Genomic DNA, 17,813 nt, shown 5'->3' on the forward strand with positions numbered 1-17,813 from the left:
TCATGCAATCCGAAAGTCAGGATCCGCATAACAAGAGTACCAAAGACTCAGTGGAAATAGTTTGGTCCGCAAACATTCAATACAGTCAGAGATTGAAAGGCCGGACACACAGAGTAGATCTAAGAATTCGGCTGCGTATTTGGTGGCAAACTCGTTGGTGATTTCCGCCTCACAACCTATGAAGCCGTGAAATCCCGGCCCCGAAGTGACAGAGAGAAATCCATCACCAAGGTTGCTGGCAGCCGTTCTACAGCCATTGATGAAGTAGATCGTGTTTGACTTATTGCCCTTTTTCTTTGGAAAAGACGTTAGAAGACCCAGCGTGTCGATCGCGTACTCGTCGCTTACAGGTTTTCCACTCATCGGCGGATCGCAGAGGTAAAGTCGCGTTCCGTCCGAATGGCCAAAAATGTAGATAACGCTGTCGCTATCTGCGATGGTCTTCCATTTTGCTCTGCAATCATTCCAATTCGTCGCTTCTCCGATTTCATGCTGCAGAAGTGCGTCGAGCTTTGCGAGAAGGGCGTTATCGGACTTAAGCAAATGTCTCGCATCCAAGAACCGATCTTTATGAAGCGCAAGCAGCGTCTTCATGTTGCTTTTAGGGACTGCCGTCTCGCTCGGCGGGTGCATTTTGTTGAAGCGTATCGACGTCTTGAATATCGACGTCCAGAATCCGTCGAAGTCCGTCAAATCGAACTTGGCGCTTATTATCGCGTCTGGATCACGTCGAAAGATGAAATTCCAAGGTATCGTTACGTTTCCATCGGTAAAGACGCTAAGCTCGCTACGTGTAGTTTGAGCTTCAATCTTTTCCTTGAGATATTCAGCAGACGATGCGTCACCGGAAGTGACGAGGAACAGGGCAGCAAAAAGTCTCTGTCCGGCAGAAGCAAGCGCCTTTAGATCCTTTGCGTCGTATTGAATGCCGATAGCTTTGTATTTTGTTGCAATTTCACGTAATTCGTCTCGGACTTGGTCGCCTGCTTTGCGAACCAATTCAGCATTCACGCAATACGGCGTTAGAATATAGCGCGGACCGCTCCATTCGAACTTCAGGCTGTCACCCTGTTCAACTACGCTTACGAAATTGATCATTGAAATGCCTCACCAACAAAAATTATGATTTTAATCTTTCGAACCTCTGATTTTGTGTGGGTTGAAAACATTTAGCGCCGCAATCTGAAAGTTTTCAAGTGGCGTCTGCAGGAGAGCTCAGAAGCCGGGAAGATAGGTCAGTCACCTAGACTTACATCCTCTAAAGATTGCGCTCGGACGTGGTGCCGTCCGGAATGCGGTTGGAATTCGGTATGGCGTATTCCCGGGTAACATGAAGTTATCGTTTCAGGCGGCAAGGTCAATTGGCTGATCGGTGGGTTTTGTGGCGAGCGTGTTCCAACCATCGACCTTGCGCATGCTGATCTGTCCCGAGGCGAGCAGCGCCCAGAACATCATCGCGGCGGTGTCGGCCGACGGCAGTACGGTTTGGGTTTTGATCCGGCGCTTGAACTCCTCGTGCAATCGCTCGATCGCATTGGTCGTGCGTAGGCTGCGCCATTGGCTCGGCGGCAGGCGCGCGAAGGTGAACAAGCGGTCTCCCGCTTCCTCCAGGCTGTCGGCAACGGCACGATGCTTGAGCCGCCATTTGCGGATGAAGGCCTTGCGGCGAACGGTGATCTCCTCAGGCGTCGTCGCATAGATCATGTCGTTGTACTCTGCGGTGATCTCGTCGTGCAGGCGCTCGGGGGCATGGGCCAGCAGGTTTCTGTGTTTGTGAACCGTGCAGCGTTGCACCGGCACGCCGTCCCAGACGACTGCAATGGCCTTGTCGAGCCCTGGTGCGCCGTCGACGATGAGGAATTCGGGACGCCGCAGCCCGCGCTTGATGAGATCGTCCAGCACCGTGCGCCAGGCCTCGGCGCTTTCGCCGCCCATGCTCTTGATCGCGAGCAGAACCTTCTGGCCGTCCGCTCGCACGCCCAGCACAACGAGCAGTGAAATCGAGGTCGCCTTGCGGTCGAGGCGCACCCGAACGACGGTGCCGTCGAGGATCAGGCGCACGATCGGCTCCGCGGCCAGCGAGCGGCTGTTCCAGGCGTCCCAGTCGCCCTTTACCTTGCGCCAGGTCCGGCTCACCGTGTCCTTGCCGACCGTCCCGCCGAACAAGGCCGCCAGCGCGCGACGCACCCGCCTGGTATTGGTGCCGGCGAGATAGCTGCTGGCGATCAGCGCGTCGGCGGCAAGCGTGCGTCGTTGATAGGCCCGCAGCGCCTGGCTCTTCCATTCCGCCGTCCCGCCCTCCGGCGTGGTCAGCCGGGCCCGCGGCACCGCGATCTCGATCGGCCCGAACGTGCCCGTCAGCGAGCGCGTCCGGCTGCCATGACGGTGGGCCTTGACGCAGGCTCCTGCTTCATTGCCGGCCATCTTGCTTCGTTCGTAACGCGGCCGTGCCAGCGCGGTATCGAGTTCGCCGCGGATCAGCTCTTCGATGAACTGACGCGCCCGAGCCCGCACCTCGGTCTCGATCGGATCGAACCAGTTGTCGAAAAGATCAACAGCCATTTCGGTCGCAGGCTGCATGGAATCAGGCTTCGTAGTAAACTTGGTCATGGCGTAGTCTCCAGTCCGACGCTTCAACGCCGGACGATTCGAGGTTGATCACCCCGGAGACTACGCCAACCCTAATTCCTACCAACCCTGCGACGGCACCTCGGACGTAACCGAGGCGAAGTTAAAAGTGTGCTCGTCGGGCGACACTCTCTCCAAAGTCAAAGCATTCGCAGTTCTTCTGCCCGCTTCGAAAATTGTCTTTGGCGCGAAGAAAATGGGTGGCTCGGTGCTCCCCGCGAGACCTTGATGCTTTATCTTGTAACCATCAAATGATGCGCGCGAGGTTGTGAACGCAACCGTCGCCACCGGCTGGACGATAGCCTGCTCGGCAAGTTCGGCTTGGCCGCCGAGATAATGTGCTTTCAGGATCTCATCGACGTCCCGCGGACTATGGCCAGTGATCGCTGCTAGCTGAGCGATCGAGCACCCTGAGAGGGCCAACCTGGTCACCGCCGTGCCGCGCAAATCGTGGAAGTGCATATCGGCATCAGCGAGCTTAGCCCTATCGAAGGCTTTGCCCCAGGCCGTGCGGAATCCGTCACTTGTCCAGGCCTCACCGAAGGTGTTGCGCTGGATCGTCCCTTCCGCCTTCTCAGGCCGGCGCGCGTCGAGCACGGCTTTCAACGGTGTGCCGACCCGGAATGACTACGCACTTTTTCTTCTTGCCCCGCTGCTGCTTGTTCGGCTGCAACCTTATGTGCGTGCTATCGTACTGCGACCATCCGATGTCGGTCTTCCGTTGGTCGACACACCATCAGTTGGTCGTAAATCGTAAACCGATCGGTGCTTAGCGCCATATTCAGCAATCCCAGCTCGGCGTGCATCACCAGCTCGCTGACACCCGTGACAATTCCTGGCGTTCGCCGCCGCTAACCAACGGCCGGTGGAGCTTGGACTCGATCACTTCGAAGGGCGATCATGGCAAGGTCTTCATCGTCACGCCCTAATGACTATGATTGCCTACGCCTTCTTGCAGCACCGTCGCCTCGCACACGCGGGTCGGAAAAAAGAATCAACGGCCCTCCGCCTCAGCCAACCATGCCCGCCGTGCGCCACGCCATCGTCGATCTCATTCTTCGGCCACCATCGCAACGGTGCCCATGCTGCAGTAAACTAATCCGCGAAGAATTGCAGCGACAACCAGTTCTGCCAAAGTAGTGCTAGCTGAGTGCAACAACCGGAGGAGCGCGCGCTTTCCACGCGTGCGGATGACGACAAGCAGATAAGTCCGCCCTCAAAGGAGGTCATGCGCGCGCTCATTGAGCTTGCCGATGAAAACTTCCGGGTGAAACTCATCTTTGCAGCGGCAACGAGCCGCTTGCGCAGCTCGGCAGCCGATGCCTTATCAAAGCCATGGTCACGCGCGCCGTCGCCTCTCGATATTGATGGTGGGGGCTGGTTTGCTTTCCCGGCAATACCGCAACGCTATCAAAGGGGCTTTATCGCCGCGGTTTGCGCTTAAGCCCTTGATAGAACTGATGATCGCCGGGACTCTTAATCAGCGGGTCCCAGGTTCGAGCCCTGGTGCGCCCACCATATCGAAAGCCCTGTTAGCGCAGGGTTTTTCCATTTCAGGCGACAGAGAAAAGCGCGTATCGTGCGACGCTTTTGGTGGTCGGACATCGCACCGTGCGTCGACTTGGCGATGTTCGCGAGATGTTCTTGCTGGTTCGCATCACCGTCGCGCTCGTCATCTCGCATGGTCGCCAGTATCGTCCATGACTTGTCGCACGCCCACAAGAGCGTCGCGTTTCGTCGCAGTTGTGACGTTTCGCTGGCTGACGTCGAGGATGTCCCTGGCGAGATAGGCGCACAAAAACGCTGCCAGCGCCGTGACCATCATGTAGACCGAGACTGGCCAGCTTGCGTCGCCACTCCACTGCACCAGCAGCGTCGAAATCAGTGACGTAAAGCCGCCGACGACAGCGCCGCTGACTTCTTTTGCGAAGACGAGACCAGTGTAGCGGATCCGCGTGTCGAACAGCTCCGAATAGAACGCCGCGATGGATCCGGAGATCGATGCGACGCCGAAAGACAAGCCGACGATGCCTCTGTTGATTTCCGAATTGCGGAATTTCAAAGAGGTGGCCCGGGCGGAATATGGAAAGACGTCTTACCTAAACAGCGGCGGACTGTTCTGCGGCGCAACACCCTCGCCGGGCCGCTCGATTGCTGCCGCCGCCGTCAAGCGGGCGATGACACAGCGCGCAGATTGACGGACGCGTCTTCATAATCGCGTTTTCGCCGACCCGCATGCTGCTCCTTACCTGCAGCTCCTTGATCTGAATCAGGGAGCGTCGCGCCAAATTTGGGATGCTGGGCACACGACGGGGATTGGCTGCCTAGAGGATTTCTACGTAGTGGCTTATACTGATTGCGTGGTCGGTGTGTCGCGGCGGTAGGCTAAATTTATCGGAGAGTTGTCTGCATATGCCAGGAAACTAGCGGTGCGAAAGTTAGCACTGCAGGAAGGCGAGTGTATCATGTCCCTTCAGGAGACACCGGTCAGCCGACATGTTCGAAATGCCTCCGGAGGATCGAGGCATACGCGCAAGGCGAATTCCGAACGGCTCGCTCTGCAGGAAGAAGTTCATCGTCAAATTGCTTCGGAGCTTCACGATTCAACGTGCCAGCATCTGGTGGCGGCGAGCCTCATTCTGATGCAAGTAAGGAGTGCGCTAGGCGATCCTCTGAAGGCGACGAGACATTGCGATCAGCTCGACATCTCGATCGATCGCGCTATGAAGGAATTGCGGTCTCTCACATATCTGCTTCACCCTCAGGACCTGTTTGAACGAGGGCTCAGGACGACAATCGAGCAATTCGCAGAAGGGCTCGCAGCCCGAACGCCGCTGAATATTGAGGTCTCGATATCGTCCGCGGTCGACGGCCTGCCATACGAGGCGCAGCGAGCGTTGCTGAGAATTGTTCAGGAGGCCCTGACGAACGTTTACCGCCACGCCAAGGCGACACAGGTCGTCATAACTATCGGGACGAGGGACAGGAAGTTCAAGCTCGAGGTCCGAGACGACGGACAAGGCATGGTCGCTGCAGATGGCGCATGCCGCTTTCGTCCGTGGGCACCCGGAGCGGGAATCCGTATCATGCGAGCTCGATTGCAAGAGATGGGAGGGCAGCTTGAGATATTATCGGCACCCACAACGCTGCGGCGCGGTACCATCCTGCGTGCGACCTTTCCATGCGCTCTTGCGCGCGAGTGAGATGGCCCGGTTGGAGATGCTGCTGAAACGCAGCGCCCATAGCTCGTCCAGGTTCTCTTGCGACAAGATCATCGAGGCAGCCCTCTCATGAAACGAATTCTCATTGCTGATGATCATGATGCTGTTCGATCCGGGCTACGGGCGGTCCTCGAGCAGCGGCCGGGTTGGATGATTGTCGCCGAGGCGTCCGACGGAAGATCGGCATTTGAGGCCGCTCTCAAAGAGCGGCCCGATGTTGCGATCGTCGACTTCTTCATGCCGCGCATGACGGGACTGGAAATAACTCGAGGAATAAAAAAACATCTCCGCGAAACTGAGGTGCTGATCTTTACCGCGCACGAATCCGGAGTGCTGGCTCAAGAGGCGCTTCAGGCGGGTGCGCGCGCGTTCCTGGTCAAGTCGGACGCAAACAAGCTGCTGTTGGCTGCCGTTGAAGCGCTAATGGCACGTAAGCCATTCGTTGGCGGACGATTTTGTGGTCAGTCGGGTCGGGAAGACGAAGCTGGCGAGGGGCATGTGAAGCTGTCTCCGCGAGAGCGGCTCGTTGTCAAGCTTGTGGCCGAGGGGTACAGTAATAAGGGTATCAGCGCGATGCTGAGCTCAAGCGTGAAGACCACGGAAACGCATCGGGCGTCGGCCATGGGAAAACTGGGGGTCAATTCGATAGCTGGACTGGTCCGCTACGCGATCAGAGCTAAATTGATTGAAGAGTGAACGAAATCAGCGGCTGCCGGCCCGCCGCGCTTCGCAACCGATCGCGGCGGTGAAGCAGAGCTGATCGCTGCGGAAGCGCAGCGCTGCCCTTTCCCGTCCGCAAAGGGATCGCGGACGGTCACCTCCACCGCCACCCGCAATGGCGGCGACCGCGATGCCACCAGCAAACCCAACGGCGCCTGCGCGGTCGCGACCGTCCCCAACCGGGGCTATGCGGAGGACCCCACTGCGCCTGCGTCGCGAGATCCGTGGTTATCGCGGCCCGTCCCAGATTTGCGGCGACCGGTATAGCCTCCGCTGTCGCAATGAAACGAACGCCGATTGCGCCGACAGCTGCGGCGGCGACGGCGCCCTGCGCAAAACCAAGGAAGGCACGACGTGTGGGAGCGTTCATTGTTCTTCTCCTCTCTTCTTGTCACGCAGTTTCAAGTACGGACTACGGTAGCGGGGAACGGCAACGCCGGCATCCAACGAAACCCTGAGCAACAGGCTCGGCGTATTCCCGCCGTCCTGGATACTCGGGTCATGTGGTTCGCGCCGGGACCGGTCGTGCCTTCGCGCGCTCGCGCAGGCGCTGAAACGTGACGTAGAGCATCGGCACCATAAAAATCCCGATTGAGCTTGCGGCGAGCATGCCGGCAAAGACAGCGGTCCCGACCGCCCTGCGGCTCAGCTCGGCGGCGCCGGTTGCGAGTACGAGCGGGAGGAGTCCGAGAATGAAGGCAACTGAAGTCATCATCACCGCGCGGAACCGCATATGCGCCCCCTGGATCGCGGCCTCCGCAAGCTCTGTGCCGGCTTCCCGTCGTTCCTTCGCGAATTCCACGATCAGGATGCCGTTCTTGGCGGCAAGCGCGATCAGCACCACGAGGCCAATCTGGCCGTACAGATCGAGATTGAGGCCGGCGATTTTAATACCGATATATGAGCCTAGAACGCCGACAACGACGGAGAGCAGCACCGGGATCGGGATCACCGCGCTCTCATACAGCGCCACCAGGAACAGATAGGCGAACAGCACGGCGAGCGCGAGCACCACCCCGGTTTGTCCTGCTGCCTGTTGCTCCTGATAGGCGGTGCCGGTCCACTCGAAACTGTAACCTGCAGGCAGCACGTTGTTGGAGATCTCTGCCATCGCTGCCATCGCGGTGCCGGACGAGACGCCTGGCGCCGGGCTGCCGTTCACCGTCACTGAACGATAATTGTTGTAGCGGGTAATGACCTGAGGCCCGGTTACGATCTTGATGCCGGCGAGCGACCGCATCGGAACCATCTGACCCGTGCTATTGCGGACATAGATGCGCCAGATATCGGAAAGGTCGGCGCGATCGAGCGCCTCCCCCTGCACGTTGACCTGCCAGGTACGTCCATAGAGGTTGAAATTGTTGACGTAGATGCCGCCCAGCGTCGCCTGAAGGGCCGTGAAGATATCGCTGATGGTCACGCCAAGCGCCTGCGCCTTACGTCGATCGATGTCGAGATAGATCGATGGATTGGTCGCGGTGAAGGTCGAGAACACTCGCGTCAGCCGCGGATCGGCATTGGCCGCTCCGATCAACGCACCCGTGACACTGGAGATCGCGGCGGGGCTCTGTCCTTCCAGCGCTTGGAGCTGGTACTCGAACCCGCCTGAGGTGGAGAGTCCGATGATCGGCGGCATATTGAACGGCAGTACATTGGCCTGCCGGATTTGCGCGCCGGCTGCGTAAGTCTGCCGGATCAACGCCTGCACCGAATCCGCGGCCGCCTTGCGATCGGCAAACGGCTTGAGGCGCGTCACCACCAGCGCGCTGTTGGGCTCGGACGCCCCGTCAAGCAGGGAGAAACCGATGATGGCCAGAACATGGTCGACGGCCGGCATCTCCTTCAGGACGTCCTCGATCTGTTTGGTGACTTCACTGGTCCGCGCAACGGATGCACCGTCCGGCAACTGCACCGAAGTGAAGAAAGCGCCCTGGTCTTCCTCGGGGAGGAACCCTGTCGGCGTCAGGTGCGACATCCCGAAAATGCCGGCTGCGAACACGGCGACCAGGATGAGGGAGAGACTGGCCACGCGCAGCAGCCGTCGTACGCCGCTGCTATAGCGATCGCGGATCCAGTCAATGCCGCCAAGAACGTGGCCGATCATGCCGCGCCGGGGTCCAGTATGCCGCAGGAACAGCGCGCACAAGGCGGGCGACAAGGTCAGCGCATTCAGTGCTGAAATCATCATGGCGGCGCTGATCGTCACCGCAAATTGCCGAAACAGCGTGCCGGAAATGCCAGGAATGAAGGCGATCGGAACAAAGACGGAGAGCAGCACCAACGTGATCGCGATGATCGGTGCCGTGATCTGCGTCATCGCCTTCTTGCTTGCCTCGACTGGCGAAAGATCCGGTTCCTCCTCCATCACTCGCTCGACGTTCTCCACGACGACGATGGCGTCATCCACGACGATGCCGATGGCGAGCACCATCGCGAGCAGTGACACGGTATTCGCGGAATAGCCAAGCATCAGCAGCACCGCGAAGGTGCCGACCAGGCTGACCGGTACGGCAATGGCTGGTATCACCGTGGCCCGAAGATTACCGAGGAACAAATAAACCACGATCACGACCAGGACGAAGGCCTCTCCCAGTGTCCGCAGAACCTCCGAGATGGTGTCCCGTACGAAGCTCGTGGAATCGTACTGCACGAGATAGCTCAACCCCGTCGGGAATCGCTTCGATAGCCGCTGCATCGTCGCCGCGACCGCCTGCGCCGTCGTCACGGCATTGGCGCCCGGCGCCAGATAGATCGCGAGAGGCACCGCGGCGCGCCCGTCGATCCGCGCTTCGCTGTCGAGGTTCTGCGCGCCAATCTCGACCCGGGCGACGTCCTTGACGAGCAGCGTCGAACCATCCGGGTTGGCGCGCAGCACGATATTGGCGAACTGGTCGACCGTCGCGAGCCGTCCCAGGGTCTGGACGTTGAACTGGAATTGCTGGTCGTCGCTGATTGGACGCGCGCCGATGCGGCCGACCGGCGCCTGGACGCTTTGCGTTCGAATTGCCGCGATCACGTCCGAGGGCGTGAGATTGAGGCTGGTCAGCCGCTGCGTATCGAACCAAATCCGCATCGAGTAGTTCATCTTGGCGAACAGGTGAGCTTGGCCGACACCGGGCGTGCTGGAGATCGCATCGAGTATGTTGATGATCGCGTAGTTGGTGATGAACAGCGGATCTTGCTGGCCGTCGGCACTGTAAAGCACCAGAAATTGCAGGATCGCCGACGATTTCTTTTGCACGGTCACGCCCTGCTGCTGCACCTCGGTGGGCAATTGCGACAGCGCGCTCTGCACCCGGTTGTTAACATTGACGGTGTTGATATCGGGATCGGTGCCAAGTGCAAATGACACCGTCAGGGTGTAGCTGCCGTCGTTGCCGCTCGTCGATTTCATATAGAGAGCTCGGTCGACGCCGATCACTTGCGCTTCGAGCGGTTGAGCGACGCTGGCCTCCACGACCTCGGCAGACGCGCCGGGAAAGGTCCCGGCAACCGTGACCTGCGGTGGCACAATGTCCGGAAATTGCGCCACCGGGATCCGTGTCAGCGCGAGCGCACCTGCAATGGTGATGATGAAGGCCACGACCATCGCAAGTCGCGGGCGATCGATGAACACGGCGGACATCATGGCTTTTTGTCCCCCGGGCGCGGATCAGTTGAACCGCCATGGTCTGGCTGCGAAGGCGCGTCGCCTGTGCCGGCCTTCATGCTCGACTGGATCAGCGCGCTCGCCGGGCCCGGAGAAACCGCCTGACCTGGACGAACTCTTTGCAGGCCTTCGACGATGACCTTGTCGCCCGCCGCGAGGCCGCTGATGACGGAGGCGATAGTGGGCGTCGATTGCCCCAGCTTGATGCGGCGTTGTTCGGCCTTATCGCCGGCGCCAACGGCGAGGACATAGTCACCCTGCTGGTCGGACAGCACCGCCGAACGCGGGACCGCCAGCACTTCGATGGGCTGGACACCTTCCAGCAAGACCGTGACGAACTCGCCGTCAGTCAGTTCGTGAACGGTTACGCCCGCGGCGGACGGCGCGCGCAGGATCGGGTTGGCGATCTCGCCGCGCACGGTGATCGTGTCCGTGTTCTGGGCGATGGTGTTGTCGACAAAATCCAGCTTGCCGGACTTGCCATACATGCGGCCATTGGGCAGCCGCAGCCGGATCACCACGGCTTCCAAGCCTCCCTGCGGACCATAGCGTTCGCGTAGTTCGAGCCCCTGGCGCAACGGCACCGGGAAGGTGACGTACATCGGATCCTGGCTGACGATCGTGGTCAGGACGCCCGAGCTGGGACCGACGACATTGCCTTCGGTCACGGCCGTACGTCCGATCTTACCGTCGATCGGCGCGCTGATCATGGTGTAGTCGAGGTTGATCTGTGACGCATCGACTTGTGCCTGCGCGGCCTGGACCTGGGCTTCCAGGCTGCGTTGGTTGGCGATCGCCGCGTCGTAGGTCGATTGCTGACCGGCCGGCCCGCTGAGCAGCGTACGCGCCCGGTCGGTCGTCAGCTTGGCGTTCTCGAGCATCGCTCGGAGCTGGGCCACCTGCGCCTGCTTTGACGCGAGATCGGCCTCGAACGGACCGCGCTCAAGCCGGTAAAGCGGGTCGCCCTTCTTGAGCTCGGCACCCTCGACGAACAACCGCTGCTCCAGGAATGCGGTGACGCGAGCCACGACATTGACGCGATTGACCGCCTCGATCCGCCCGAGAAATTCGTTGGTCTCGGTGATCGGTCGTCTGATCGCTTCCACGATGCCGACAGCGGGCGGAGGGCCTGCCGCTGGCTGTGTCCAGCCCGTGCCGCCAGCGATGAATGTCAGGAAACCCGCCGCCAGCATCCTGACCGAGACGTCCGCAAGGTCCATTTTCCGCTCCTTGCTCCGGGGGGCGGGACAAGCCGCTATTCCGGTCCGCGCGGGCCGAGTGTCAGGTTCGTAACGCCCGCCGCAAGGTTCAATCCGATCGATCGCTCGATCGACAGAGGCTGGAGCGTAATCGTCCGGCGAGAGCCTCCGATCAGAACGTTCGCTCCGAGACCGGGGCCGAACGCGACATTGCCGCTCGCCCCCACGTAGTTCCCGCGCAGCGTGCCGGGGCCGACGCGCGAGTTCCTGGCGAAGACGGCCCATGAGAGGGTTCCTGCGCTGGTCACGCCGATGTCGAGACCAACGCGCCTGATCCGTCCGTCGTAGACGTACTGCCGGGCCGGGCGTCTCGTGATGAATATACAACGAAGCTCCTGCGCGGAGCCAAGCACCAGCCCAACGCGCGGAGTGCTGGTGCATACGAGACGGCCGACCCTGAACGCCTCGGCGCGTGCGGGCAGGGCGTCGGCGCACATCAAGGCGGATCCAGAGATGATCGCAAGAAGCAGGTTAATGCGCATTCAGGCCTCCATTTGACTTCCGGTGTCGGTGGGCGAACTCCCTGGGCTGCGATCCTGGCGAAGCCAGAACGTGATGCCGAGGCCGATCAGCAGGACGGCGCCCAACAGGAAGAAGATGATGGATTGCTGTAACCAGGATATCGCCGGAACCGTGACGCCCATCGCAAGGCCGAGGAAGGCAATTTGCGGCGACAGAAGACTGACGCCGGCGAGGAAGGTGCCGAGCGCAAGTAACGTGAGAAGGACGAGGCTGGTTGCCGGCGTCGGCAACAATTGCTGAACGCCTGACACCAGCATGATGTTCATCGTGACCAGGACGGCAACCCAGTGCAGCGCCTGGGTCCAGATCAGTCGCCACCGGGCCTCCTTGCCATCGACCTCCGGCCATTTGTTGATGACGCACACAACGCCGATGGCAAGCGCGAGAAATTCCCAATAGCCAACGAGAGGCTGGTGAGAGGCGTTGGTATAGGCGACGCCCGCGACGGCGAGCACCAGTGCGATGATGTAGGGAAGTTGCTGCCACAGAAAATGTGTCATCCGCGCGTGCGCCGGGGATGGCTCCATTCCATTGTTCCGTTCGGCTCGAATCTCGCTCATGGCGCGCCCATTTGCGATGGTCCCTTGTTGGACATGCGACCGCTGCTATCGCCGAGGTAATCCTCGACGTAGAATCTAATGATCGCGACCCGGCCGACGGCGACCAGCGGCATGGCGAGTGCGATACCCATCACGCCTAGCATTGCGCCCAACAGTACGATCGCGACCAATGTCCATGCGGGAGGAATTTCGACCGCCTGGCGCTGGATCAACGGGCCTATCACATAGCCCTCGATCGATTGAATGATTGTGTAGATGACGACGGCCCAGATCAGCAGCGATGCGCCGAGCGGCATCGCGACAAGCGCGATCGGGATCGCGGCAAGGATGGGTCCCAGATACGGAACGAAGTTGGAAAGGCCCGCCTGGAGCCCAAGCACGAAGGGGCCGGGAAGCCCGATCAGATAGAGCGCGACCCACACGCACAGTGTCATTAGGATGATGCGGATCAGCTGTCCGACGAACCACAGCCGCAGGACGTTTCCCATCTCGTTCATTACGGCGCGTGTTCGGGCGCGATAGGAAGGCTTCGCCAGCATGACCAGACTCTCGCGATGGCTGGTGGGATCAAAGGCGAAGAGGATACCGAGGAACGCGATCACCAGCACACCGGTCAGAAAGCTCGACGCTCTGCCAACGACCAGCTGGGCGTGGCTGAAGAACCGGCCTTGATCGGACAGCAGCCATTGCGCGAAATCGCGCCCCGATTCCGGACCAAGCAGATCGACGCCGTAGGTCAGAAGGCGTTGCTGCAAGACGTCGAACTGGGTGTCCATGACCTTCAGCAGGATGCGTGTTTGCTCCGGCAGCTTGCCGCCTCCCCAGACGAGGCCTAGTCCGACCAAGGTGGTGAGCAGCAGCAGCACGAATGTCAGCCGCCAGACACGATTGAGGGGAATTAGTAGCGCCAGTGCGCGTGCGGCGGCATCCAGAAAGGCAGCAAACAGTACGCCTGCGAAGATGATGAGAAGACTCGAGGCGGTTTGCCATACGAGGAAGAGAGCAACGCAAGTGGCGAGCAGGGCGAGACCCGTTGCGAGAAAGCCGCGCCGCCTGTCGGTCATGCCCTGGTCTGGAGGCTCACGGACCACGACCTCGCGCGGTTGCTCTTGTCCTGTCCTCACGTCGCTCATCGATCGGGTGTCTCGGCGGCGGATTGCGATGACGAACTGTCGCGCCGGGGCTCAGGTGCGAACACGGCGGCTGCCATAATGGGGATGCGAGCCGCCGCGATGACGCCAGTAGCGATGCTTGGTGGGGTTCGTATTCGTATTTGGCGCGGCGGTGCTTGGGGCAGGTGTCGTGACCTGCTTTGGCACGGATGCGGCCGGATCGGTCGTCTGCGCCTGGGAACTGGTCGACTGCGCGGTCGCAATCGATCCGGCAAGGATCAAGGCACCGCAAATGGTCCGGACATTCATGTTTGTCTCCAACTGACCCACAACAACACTTCAGATCGAGATAGCGCCGACGGCCAACGCATAGACGCGGACGCGTGCGGCGAGCCCTCAACCCCGGAGATGAGGTGGGCGGAAGGGTCGAATTTGAACGGGGTAGGCCGGCCACCCTCGGTTACGAGACTAGAGGCAGCTTCTCGGTCGGCGCATCAGGGATTCTATGTAGAGGGCGAGGCAGGAAATCGGTCGACCGCCTCTAATGAGGACTTGCCGATCCGGGCGCAGCGGCCGGGGCGACCAGCACGAAGCTCGCGCGGAACAACTCGCCTGCCTTAGCGAGTTCAGTCGCGATATGCCTGGCGTGCAGAACGGCGGCGTCATGGTCGGCGCACTCGCATCCAATTCCGTCCGGACAAAGGCCGTTTTTGTCGACGATGTGAAAGAAGTAGCGCATGCGAACGGATTAGGCCGGTGCGTGACCAGCTTCCAGTGACAAAGGTGTAAGAGTCCAGGCAAAAAGGATGAGAAGCCAGGGGGCAACCCAAGGTTACGTTTCGGTAAGTCGCTCTGGCGGATACGGGTATCCCGAGATAGGGTGATATATCTTCCGGCGCTCGGGTGATCATCCGATGTCCCCGCAGGGGCCTGACCGCTAGCTTGGTTTGTTCATGTGAGCCAATCCGAGGAGGCAAGCGATGTCGAATTATGATCCGAATCTGACTGCCTCAGGCACTGGTGGCGGCGCGCTTGCGATCGATCCCGGATTGCGCGCCTACATGCTGCGCATCTACAATTATATGGCCGCGGGCGTGGGCCTGACTGCAATTGTGGCGTGGCTGACGTATCAGCTCATGGGTCCCGCATTGCTCGAGAGCCCGTTGATGTGGGTTTTCATCCTGGCGCCACTCGGGCTGGTGTTCTTCATCGGGGCGCGCATCAATACGCTGTCGGTGGAAACGGCGCGCATTCTGTTCTTCGTCTATGCCGCGCTGGTCGGCGTCTCGCTCTCGACGCTGCTGCACATCTACACCAGCGCCTCGATCACGCGCGTGTTCTTCATCGCGGCCGCGATGTTCGGGGCACTCAGCGTGTTCGGCTACACCACGAGGCGCGACCTGTCCGCGGTCGGCAGCTTCCTGTTCATGGGCCTGATCGGCATCATCGTCGCAAGCCTGGTCAATATTTTCCTGAGGTCGACGGGGCTCGATTGGTTGATCTCGATCGTCGGCGTTGGCGTCTTTGCGGGACTTACGGCCTATGATACGCAGCGGATCAAGGCGATGTACGAGAGCAGGGACGATGCGACGACGGCAGGCCGCAAGTCGGTGATCGCGGCACTGTCGCTCTACCTCAACTTCCTCAATCTGTTCATGATGCTGCTGCGCCTGCTCGGCGGTAGGCGGTAGGCGGCTTCAGGCTGCCGGCCGCTCCGCCGCGCTGGCGAGCGCATCGCGCAGGATCTTTTCCTTGGTCTCGTCCAGGGACGTTTTCAACACGACTCCGCCGGCATCCTTGATTTCCTTCAATACCTTGTCTGCCGTCATGTTCTTGATCAGGACGAAGAGCGCGGCGTTGCCGGTGTGGAGCGAAGCGGACAGCTCCTTCATGAAGGAATCGTTGATGCCGAAATCGGACAAGGCGCCTCCAAGCGCGCCGGACGCAGCGCCGACCGCGACACCGATGATCGGATTGAGGAAGAGCACGCCGACCAGGAGTCCCCAGAAGCTGCCGGTAATCGCGCCCGTCGCTGTGGTGTTGACGAGCTGGTTGAGCTTGATGTTGCCGTTCTCGGCCTTGACGGCGATCACGGCGTCACTGATGGTGATCAAATATTCCTTTTGCAGTTTGAGCAGCCGAGTTCGGACTTCTTCGGCCTTTGCTTCGGTCGGGTATACGATCGCAACCAGATCAGACATGGAGACCTCCTGGGCATTCCCGCAGGGACCGCGGGAAGACTGATGCCAACTGCATGGCGCGGAGACTAAACGGCGAATTGCAAGCTCGACATCCGAGAAAACCCTTGGGCGCGGGAGAGAATGTTCCGGATCATTAGAGCAGGGGAATCCCTCGGCCCGATCTGCGCGATCCGGCTGTTCTGAGTCTTCAATTTGCTGCGAACATCGACGCGGCGAGCAGCAGCGACACCAGGAGCAGGGAGATGCCCGCGGCGGACCATTGACGGAGAACTTCGTCGCCTCTTTCGATAAGGCTGCCGGATCTAAGACAGCCGCGCCGGAGCGGACCGACCACTCTCATGAGCGCTTTCCAGGCCGCGGATGAGCCCAGCGGGTGTGGCCACGGGCTGAGCAGGATCGCGAGCGCCGCCCCTCCCAGCACAGGCAGGAGCAATTTGGATAGCGCGTCGATGCCGAACAGCTTCGATGTGGCATCATACGGGACCGGCAAATACGAATCCCAGGGCAGCAAGCCAAGGAACAGAGAACAGAGGGCCAAGGCAAGTGCAGCAAGGTCCCGGCTGAGCGGTGCTGGGCCGATGAGGGCAATCGGCTGGTCTGATGGCGCGAACGCATGGGACAGGACTAGTACGACATAGGCGGTCGTGAACATTCCGCCGGCCTGGAGCACGACGGCCCACCACCACTGCCCCGTCCTCGCCGTGTCCTGGAGCAATAACTCCTTCGCGAGTGACGCTCCGCTCGGTTGAACACCCATCAAGGCGATGCCGCCAATCGCGAACGCCAGGACGCTCAAGGGCAGGGCCCGTGCGACACCTCGCAGTCCGGTGATGCGATCGTGGCCGAGCCCGGTGTAGATTGATCCGACGGCCATGAACATCGCCGCCTTGGCAGTCGCATGGGAAACCGCCTGCAATAGGCCGCCCGCCAGGGCCTGGTCACTTTCGAGCTTCCCGGACGCGCCGAACGCAAGAGGAAACATCAGGAAGAGATATCCAATCTGAGCCAGCGTCGAATATGCAATCAGGAGCTTGAGGCGCTCTTGCCGGAGAGCGACAACGCTTCCGAACACGATCGCTCCGGTTCCAAGCGCCGCGAGCAATTGTGCGGCAGCCAAGCCGGGCAAACCCGGCATGACGTCGAACCAGAGCCGCACAAGGATGAAGAACGATCCCTTCACGACCAAGGCGGACAGGATCGCGCTAGCTGCGGCCGGTGCGCCCGCGTGAGCGGGTGGCAGCCAGAGGTGCAACGGAAAGAGTGCAGTTTTTGCGAGGAGACCGGTCGTCATCAAGGCTGCCGCGATGAGCACGCCGGAGTCCGCGCTCACGCGATGCGACAACAACTCGATATCAAGGGTGCCGTAGAGACCATAGAGCAGCGCGGTGCCCATCAGGTAGAGGACCGAGCCGAGCAGTGCGAAGAGCAGATACCGCAGCGCGGCCCGAAGCGTCTCCGCGCGACCGTCGAGAGAGACCAGAGGCACTGCGGCGAACGTCAGCAATTCCAGCGCAACGTAAAGCGTGAAGAGGTCTCCCGCGACGAAGATCGTGTTCAGCGCGCCCCAGATTGCCAGAAGCAGGATCCAGAATGCGAAAGGTGCGCGCGCTTCGACAGATTGGGGACGAAAATCGGTTGCGGCAAAAATGGCGACCGCGCAGATCACGACCGCCGTCGTCGCGAGCATGACCGCTGACAATCCGTCCGCGCGGAGGGCTACGCCGAGCGGCGGTGGCCAGGCGCCGAGCAGGTAGACGAGGTGGCCGTCGCTCCGCGGCAAGAGCACGAGAACGGCGACAGCAATCGCCAACCCGACCGGTACGACCGTGGAGACAACCTGCCGGACGTAGCGCTGGCCGAGAGCGAACGCCAGCAAGACGCCCGCGACCGGCACGACGATCGACAGCACCAGCAGGAAGCCGCCGGCGGTGGTCACCAGCG

General features: G+C 60.6%; 18 protein-coding genes and 1 pseudogene. 6 read left to right on the top strand and 13 right to left on the bottom strand.

Going from position 1 to position 17,813, the window contains the following annotated elements; translation table 11 throughout:
* The 3 genes from ACVJ5M_RS13505 to ACVJ5M_RS13515 all read right to left on the bottom strand — a co-directional run bounded on the left by ACVJ5M_RS13505 (position 1) and on the right by ACVJ5M_RS13515 (position 3,225).
* A complete protein-coding gene (locus ACVJ5M_RS13505) occupies positions 1-1,098 on the bottom strand; it encodes a hypothetical protein (protein WP_456679337.1) in 1,098 nt (365 codons plus the stop codon).
* Positions 1,099-1,344: 246 nt separating this feature from the next.
* Entirely contained in the window at positions 1,345-2,580 is a 1,236-nt protein-coding gene (locus ACVJ5M_RS13510) for an IS256 family transposase (protein WP_456679629.1), read from the bottom strand.
* Between the two features lie 108 nt (positions 2,581-2,688).
* A complete protein-coding gene (locus tag ACVJ5M_RS13515; RefSeq protein ID WP_456679630.1) occupies positions 2,689-3,225 on the bottom strand; it encodes a hypothetical protein in 537 nt (178 codons plus the stop codon).
* Positions 3,226-3,490: 265 nt separating this feature from the next.
* Here ACVJ5M_RS13515 and ACVJ5M_RS13520 point away from each other — a divergent pair.
* Both ACVJ5M_RS13520 and ACVJ5M_RS13525 read left to right on the top strand, forming a co-directional pair.
* A pseudogene (locus ACVJ5M_RS13520) lies at positions 3,491-3,722 on the top strand (IS701 family transposase); the annotation flags it as partial.
* A gap of 134 nt (positions 3,723-3,856) precedes the next feature.
* Complete coding sequence (locus ACVJ5M_RS13525) at positions 3,857-4,072, top strand: hypothetical protein (RefSeq protein ID WP_456679338.1); 216 nt, start codon at positions 3,857-3,859, stop codon at positions 4,070-4,072.
* A gap of 228 nt (positions 4,073-4,300) precedes the next feature.
* Here the strand turns inward: ACVJ5M_RS13525 and ACVJ5M_RS13530 are convergent, their stop codons facing one another.
* Positions 4,301-4,648 (bottom strand): hypothetical protein, encoded by a 348-nt coding sequence (locus ACVJ5M_RS13530; protein ID WP_354098189.1) that lies wholly within the window; start codon positions 4,646-4,648, stop codon positions 4,301-4,303.
* On the opposite strand from ACVJ5M_RS13530, the gene ACVJ5M_RS13535 reads away from it, so the two are divergent.
* From ACVJ5M_RS13535 to ACVJ5M_RS13545, 3 genes are all read left to right on the top strand, one after another.
* Positions 4,614-4,826 carry a hypothetical protein gene (locus tag ACVJ5M_RS13535; RefSeq protein WP_155795007.1) on the top strand — a complete coding sequence of 71 codons (213 nt, stop codon included), beginning with the start codon at positions 4,614-4,616 and terminating at the stop codon, positions 4,824-4,826. The genes ACVJ5M_RS13530 and ACVJ5M_RS13535 overlap by 35 nt on opposite strands.
* A gap of 267 nt (positions 4,827-5,093) precedes the next feature.
* Complete coding sequence (locus ACVJ5M_RS13540; RefSeq protein WP_231142876.1) at positions 5,094-5,831, top strand: sensor histidine kinase; 738 nt, start codon at positions 5,094-5,096, stop codon at positions 5,829-5,831.
* A gap of 87 nt (positions 5,832-5,918) precedes the next feature.
* Positions 5,919-6,545 (top strand): response regulator, encoded by a 627-nt coding sequence (locus ACVJ5M_RS13545; protein WP_063981767.1) that lies wholly within the window; start codon positions 5,919-5,921, stop codon positions 6,543-6,545.
* A gap of 523 nt (positions 6,546-7,068) precedes the next feature.
* On the opposite strand, the gene ACVJ5M_RS13550 is transcribed toward ACVJ5M_RS13545, so the two are convergent.
* The 7 genes from ACVJ5M_RS13550 to ACVJ5M_RS13580 form a co-directional block, all read right to left on the bottom strand.
* Positions 7,069-10,197 carry an efflux RND transporter permease subunit gene (locus ACVJ5M_RS13550; RefSeq protein ID WP_231142874.1) on the bottom strand — a complete coding sequence of 1,043 codons (3,129 nt, stop codon included), beginning with the start codon at positions 10,195-10,197 and terminating at the stop codon, positions 7,069-7,071.
* A complete protein-coding gene (locus tag ACVJ5M_RS13555; protein ID WP_063981769.1) occupies positions 10,194-11,438 on the bottom strand; it encodes an efflux RND transporter periplasmic adaptor subunit in 1,245 nt (414 codons plus the stop codon). Before ACVJ5M_RS13555 ends, ACVJ5M_RS13550 begins: the two co-directional genes overlap by 4 nt.
* Positions 11,439-11,473: 35 nt before the next feature.
* Entirely contained in the window at positions 11,474-11,959 is a 486-nt protein-coding gene (locus ACVJ5M_RS13560) for a DUF992 domain-containing protein (RefSeq protein ID WP_354099562.1), read from the bottom strand.
* Positions 11,960-12,559, bottom strand: coding sequence for a hypothetical protein (locus tag ACVJ5M_RS13565; protein ID WP_063981771.1), 600 nt, complete (start codon positions 12,557-12,559; stop codon positions 11,960-11,962).
* Positions 12,556-13,692, bottom strand: a complete 1,137-nt coding sequence (locus ACVJ5M_RS13570; protein ID WP_063981772.1) for an AI-2E family transporter — start codon at positions 13,690-13,692, stop codon at positions 12,556-12,558. Before ACVJ5M_RS13570 ends, ACVJ5M_RS13565 begins: the two co-directional genes overlap by 4 nt.
* Positions 13,693-13,743: 51 nt before the next feature.
* Positions 13,744-13,980, bottom strand: a complete 237-nt coding sequence (locus ACVJ5M_RS13575; protein ID WP_071911297.1) for a hypothetical protein — start codon at positions 13,978-13,980, stop codon at positions 13,744-13,746.
* 232 nt (positions 13,981-14,212) lie between these two features.
* Entirely contained in the window at positions 14,213-14,410 is a 198-nt protein-coding gene (locus tag ACVJ5M_RS13580; RefSeq protein WP_063981773.1) for a DUF6894 family protein, read from the bottom strand.
* Between the two features lie 241 nt (positions 14,411-14,651).
* Between ACVJ5M_RS13580 and ACVJ5M_RS13585 the strand changes: the two genes are divergently transcribed.
* Positions 14,652-15,362, top strand: a complete 711-nt coding sequence (locus tag ACVJ5M_RS13585; protein ID WP_063981774.1) for a Bax inhibitor-1/YccA family protein — start codon at positions 14,652-14,654, stop codon at positions 15,360-15,362.
* A gap of 6 nt (positions 15,363-15,368) precedes the next feature.
* Here ACVJ5M_RS13585 and ACVJ5M_RS13590 read toward each other — a convergent pair whose 3' ends face one another.
* Positions 15,369-15,872 (bottom strand): DUF1269 domain-containing protein, encoded by a 504-nt coding sequence (locus ACVJ5M_RS13590; RefSeq protein ID WP_028152030.1) that lies wholly within the window; start codon positions 15,870-15,872, stop codon positions 15,369-15,371.
* 187 nt (positions 15,873-16,059) lie between these two features.
* A complete protein-coding gene (locus ACVJ5M_RS13595; RefSeq protein ID WP_354099563.1) occupies positions 16,060-17,781 on the bottom strand; it encodes a complex I subunit 5 family protein in 1,722 nt (573 codons plus the stop codon).
* Positions 17,782-17,813: the final 32 nt, after the last annotated feature.

Source organism: Bradyrhizobium sp. S3.7.6 (assembly GCF_054061875.1).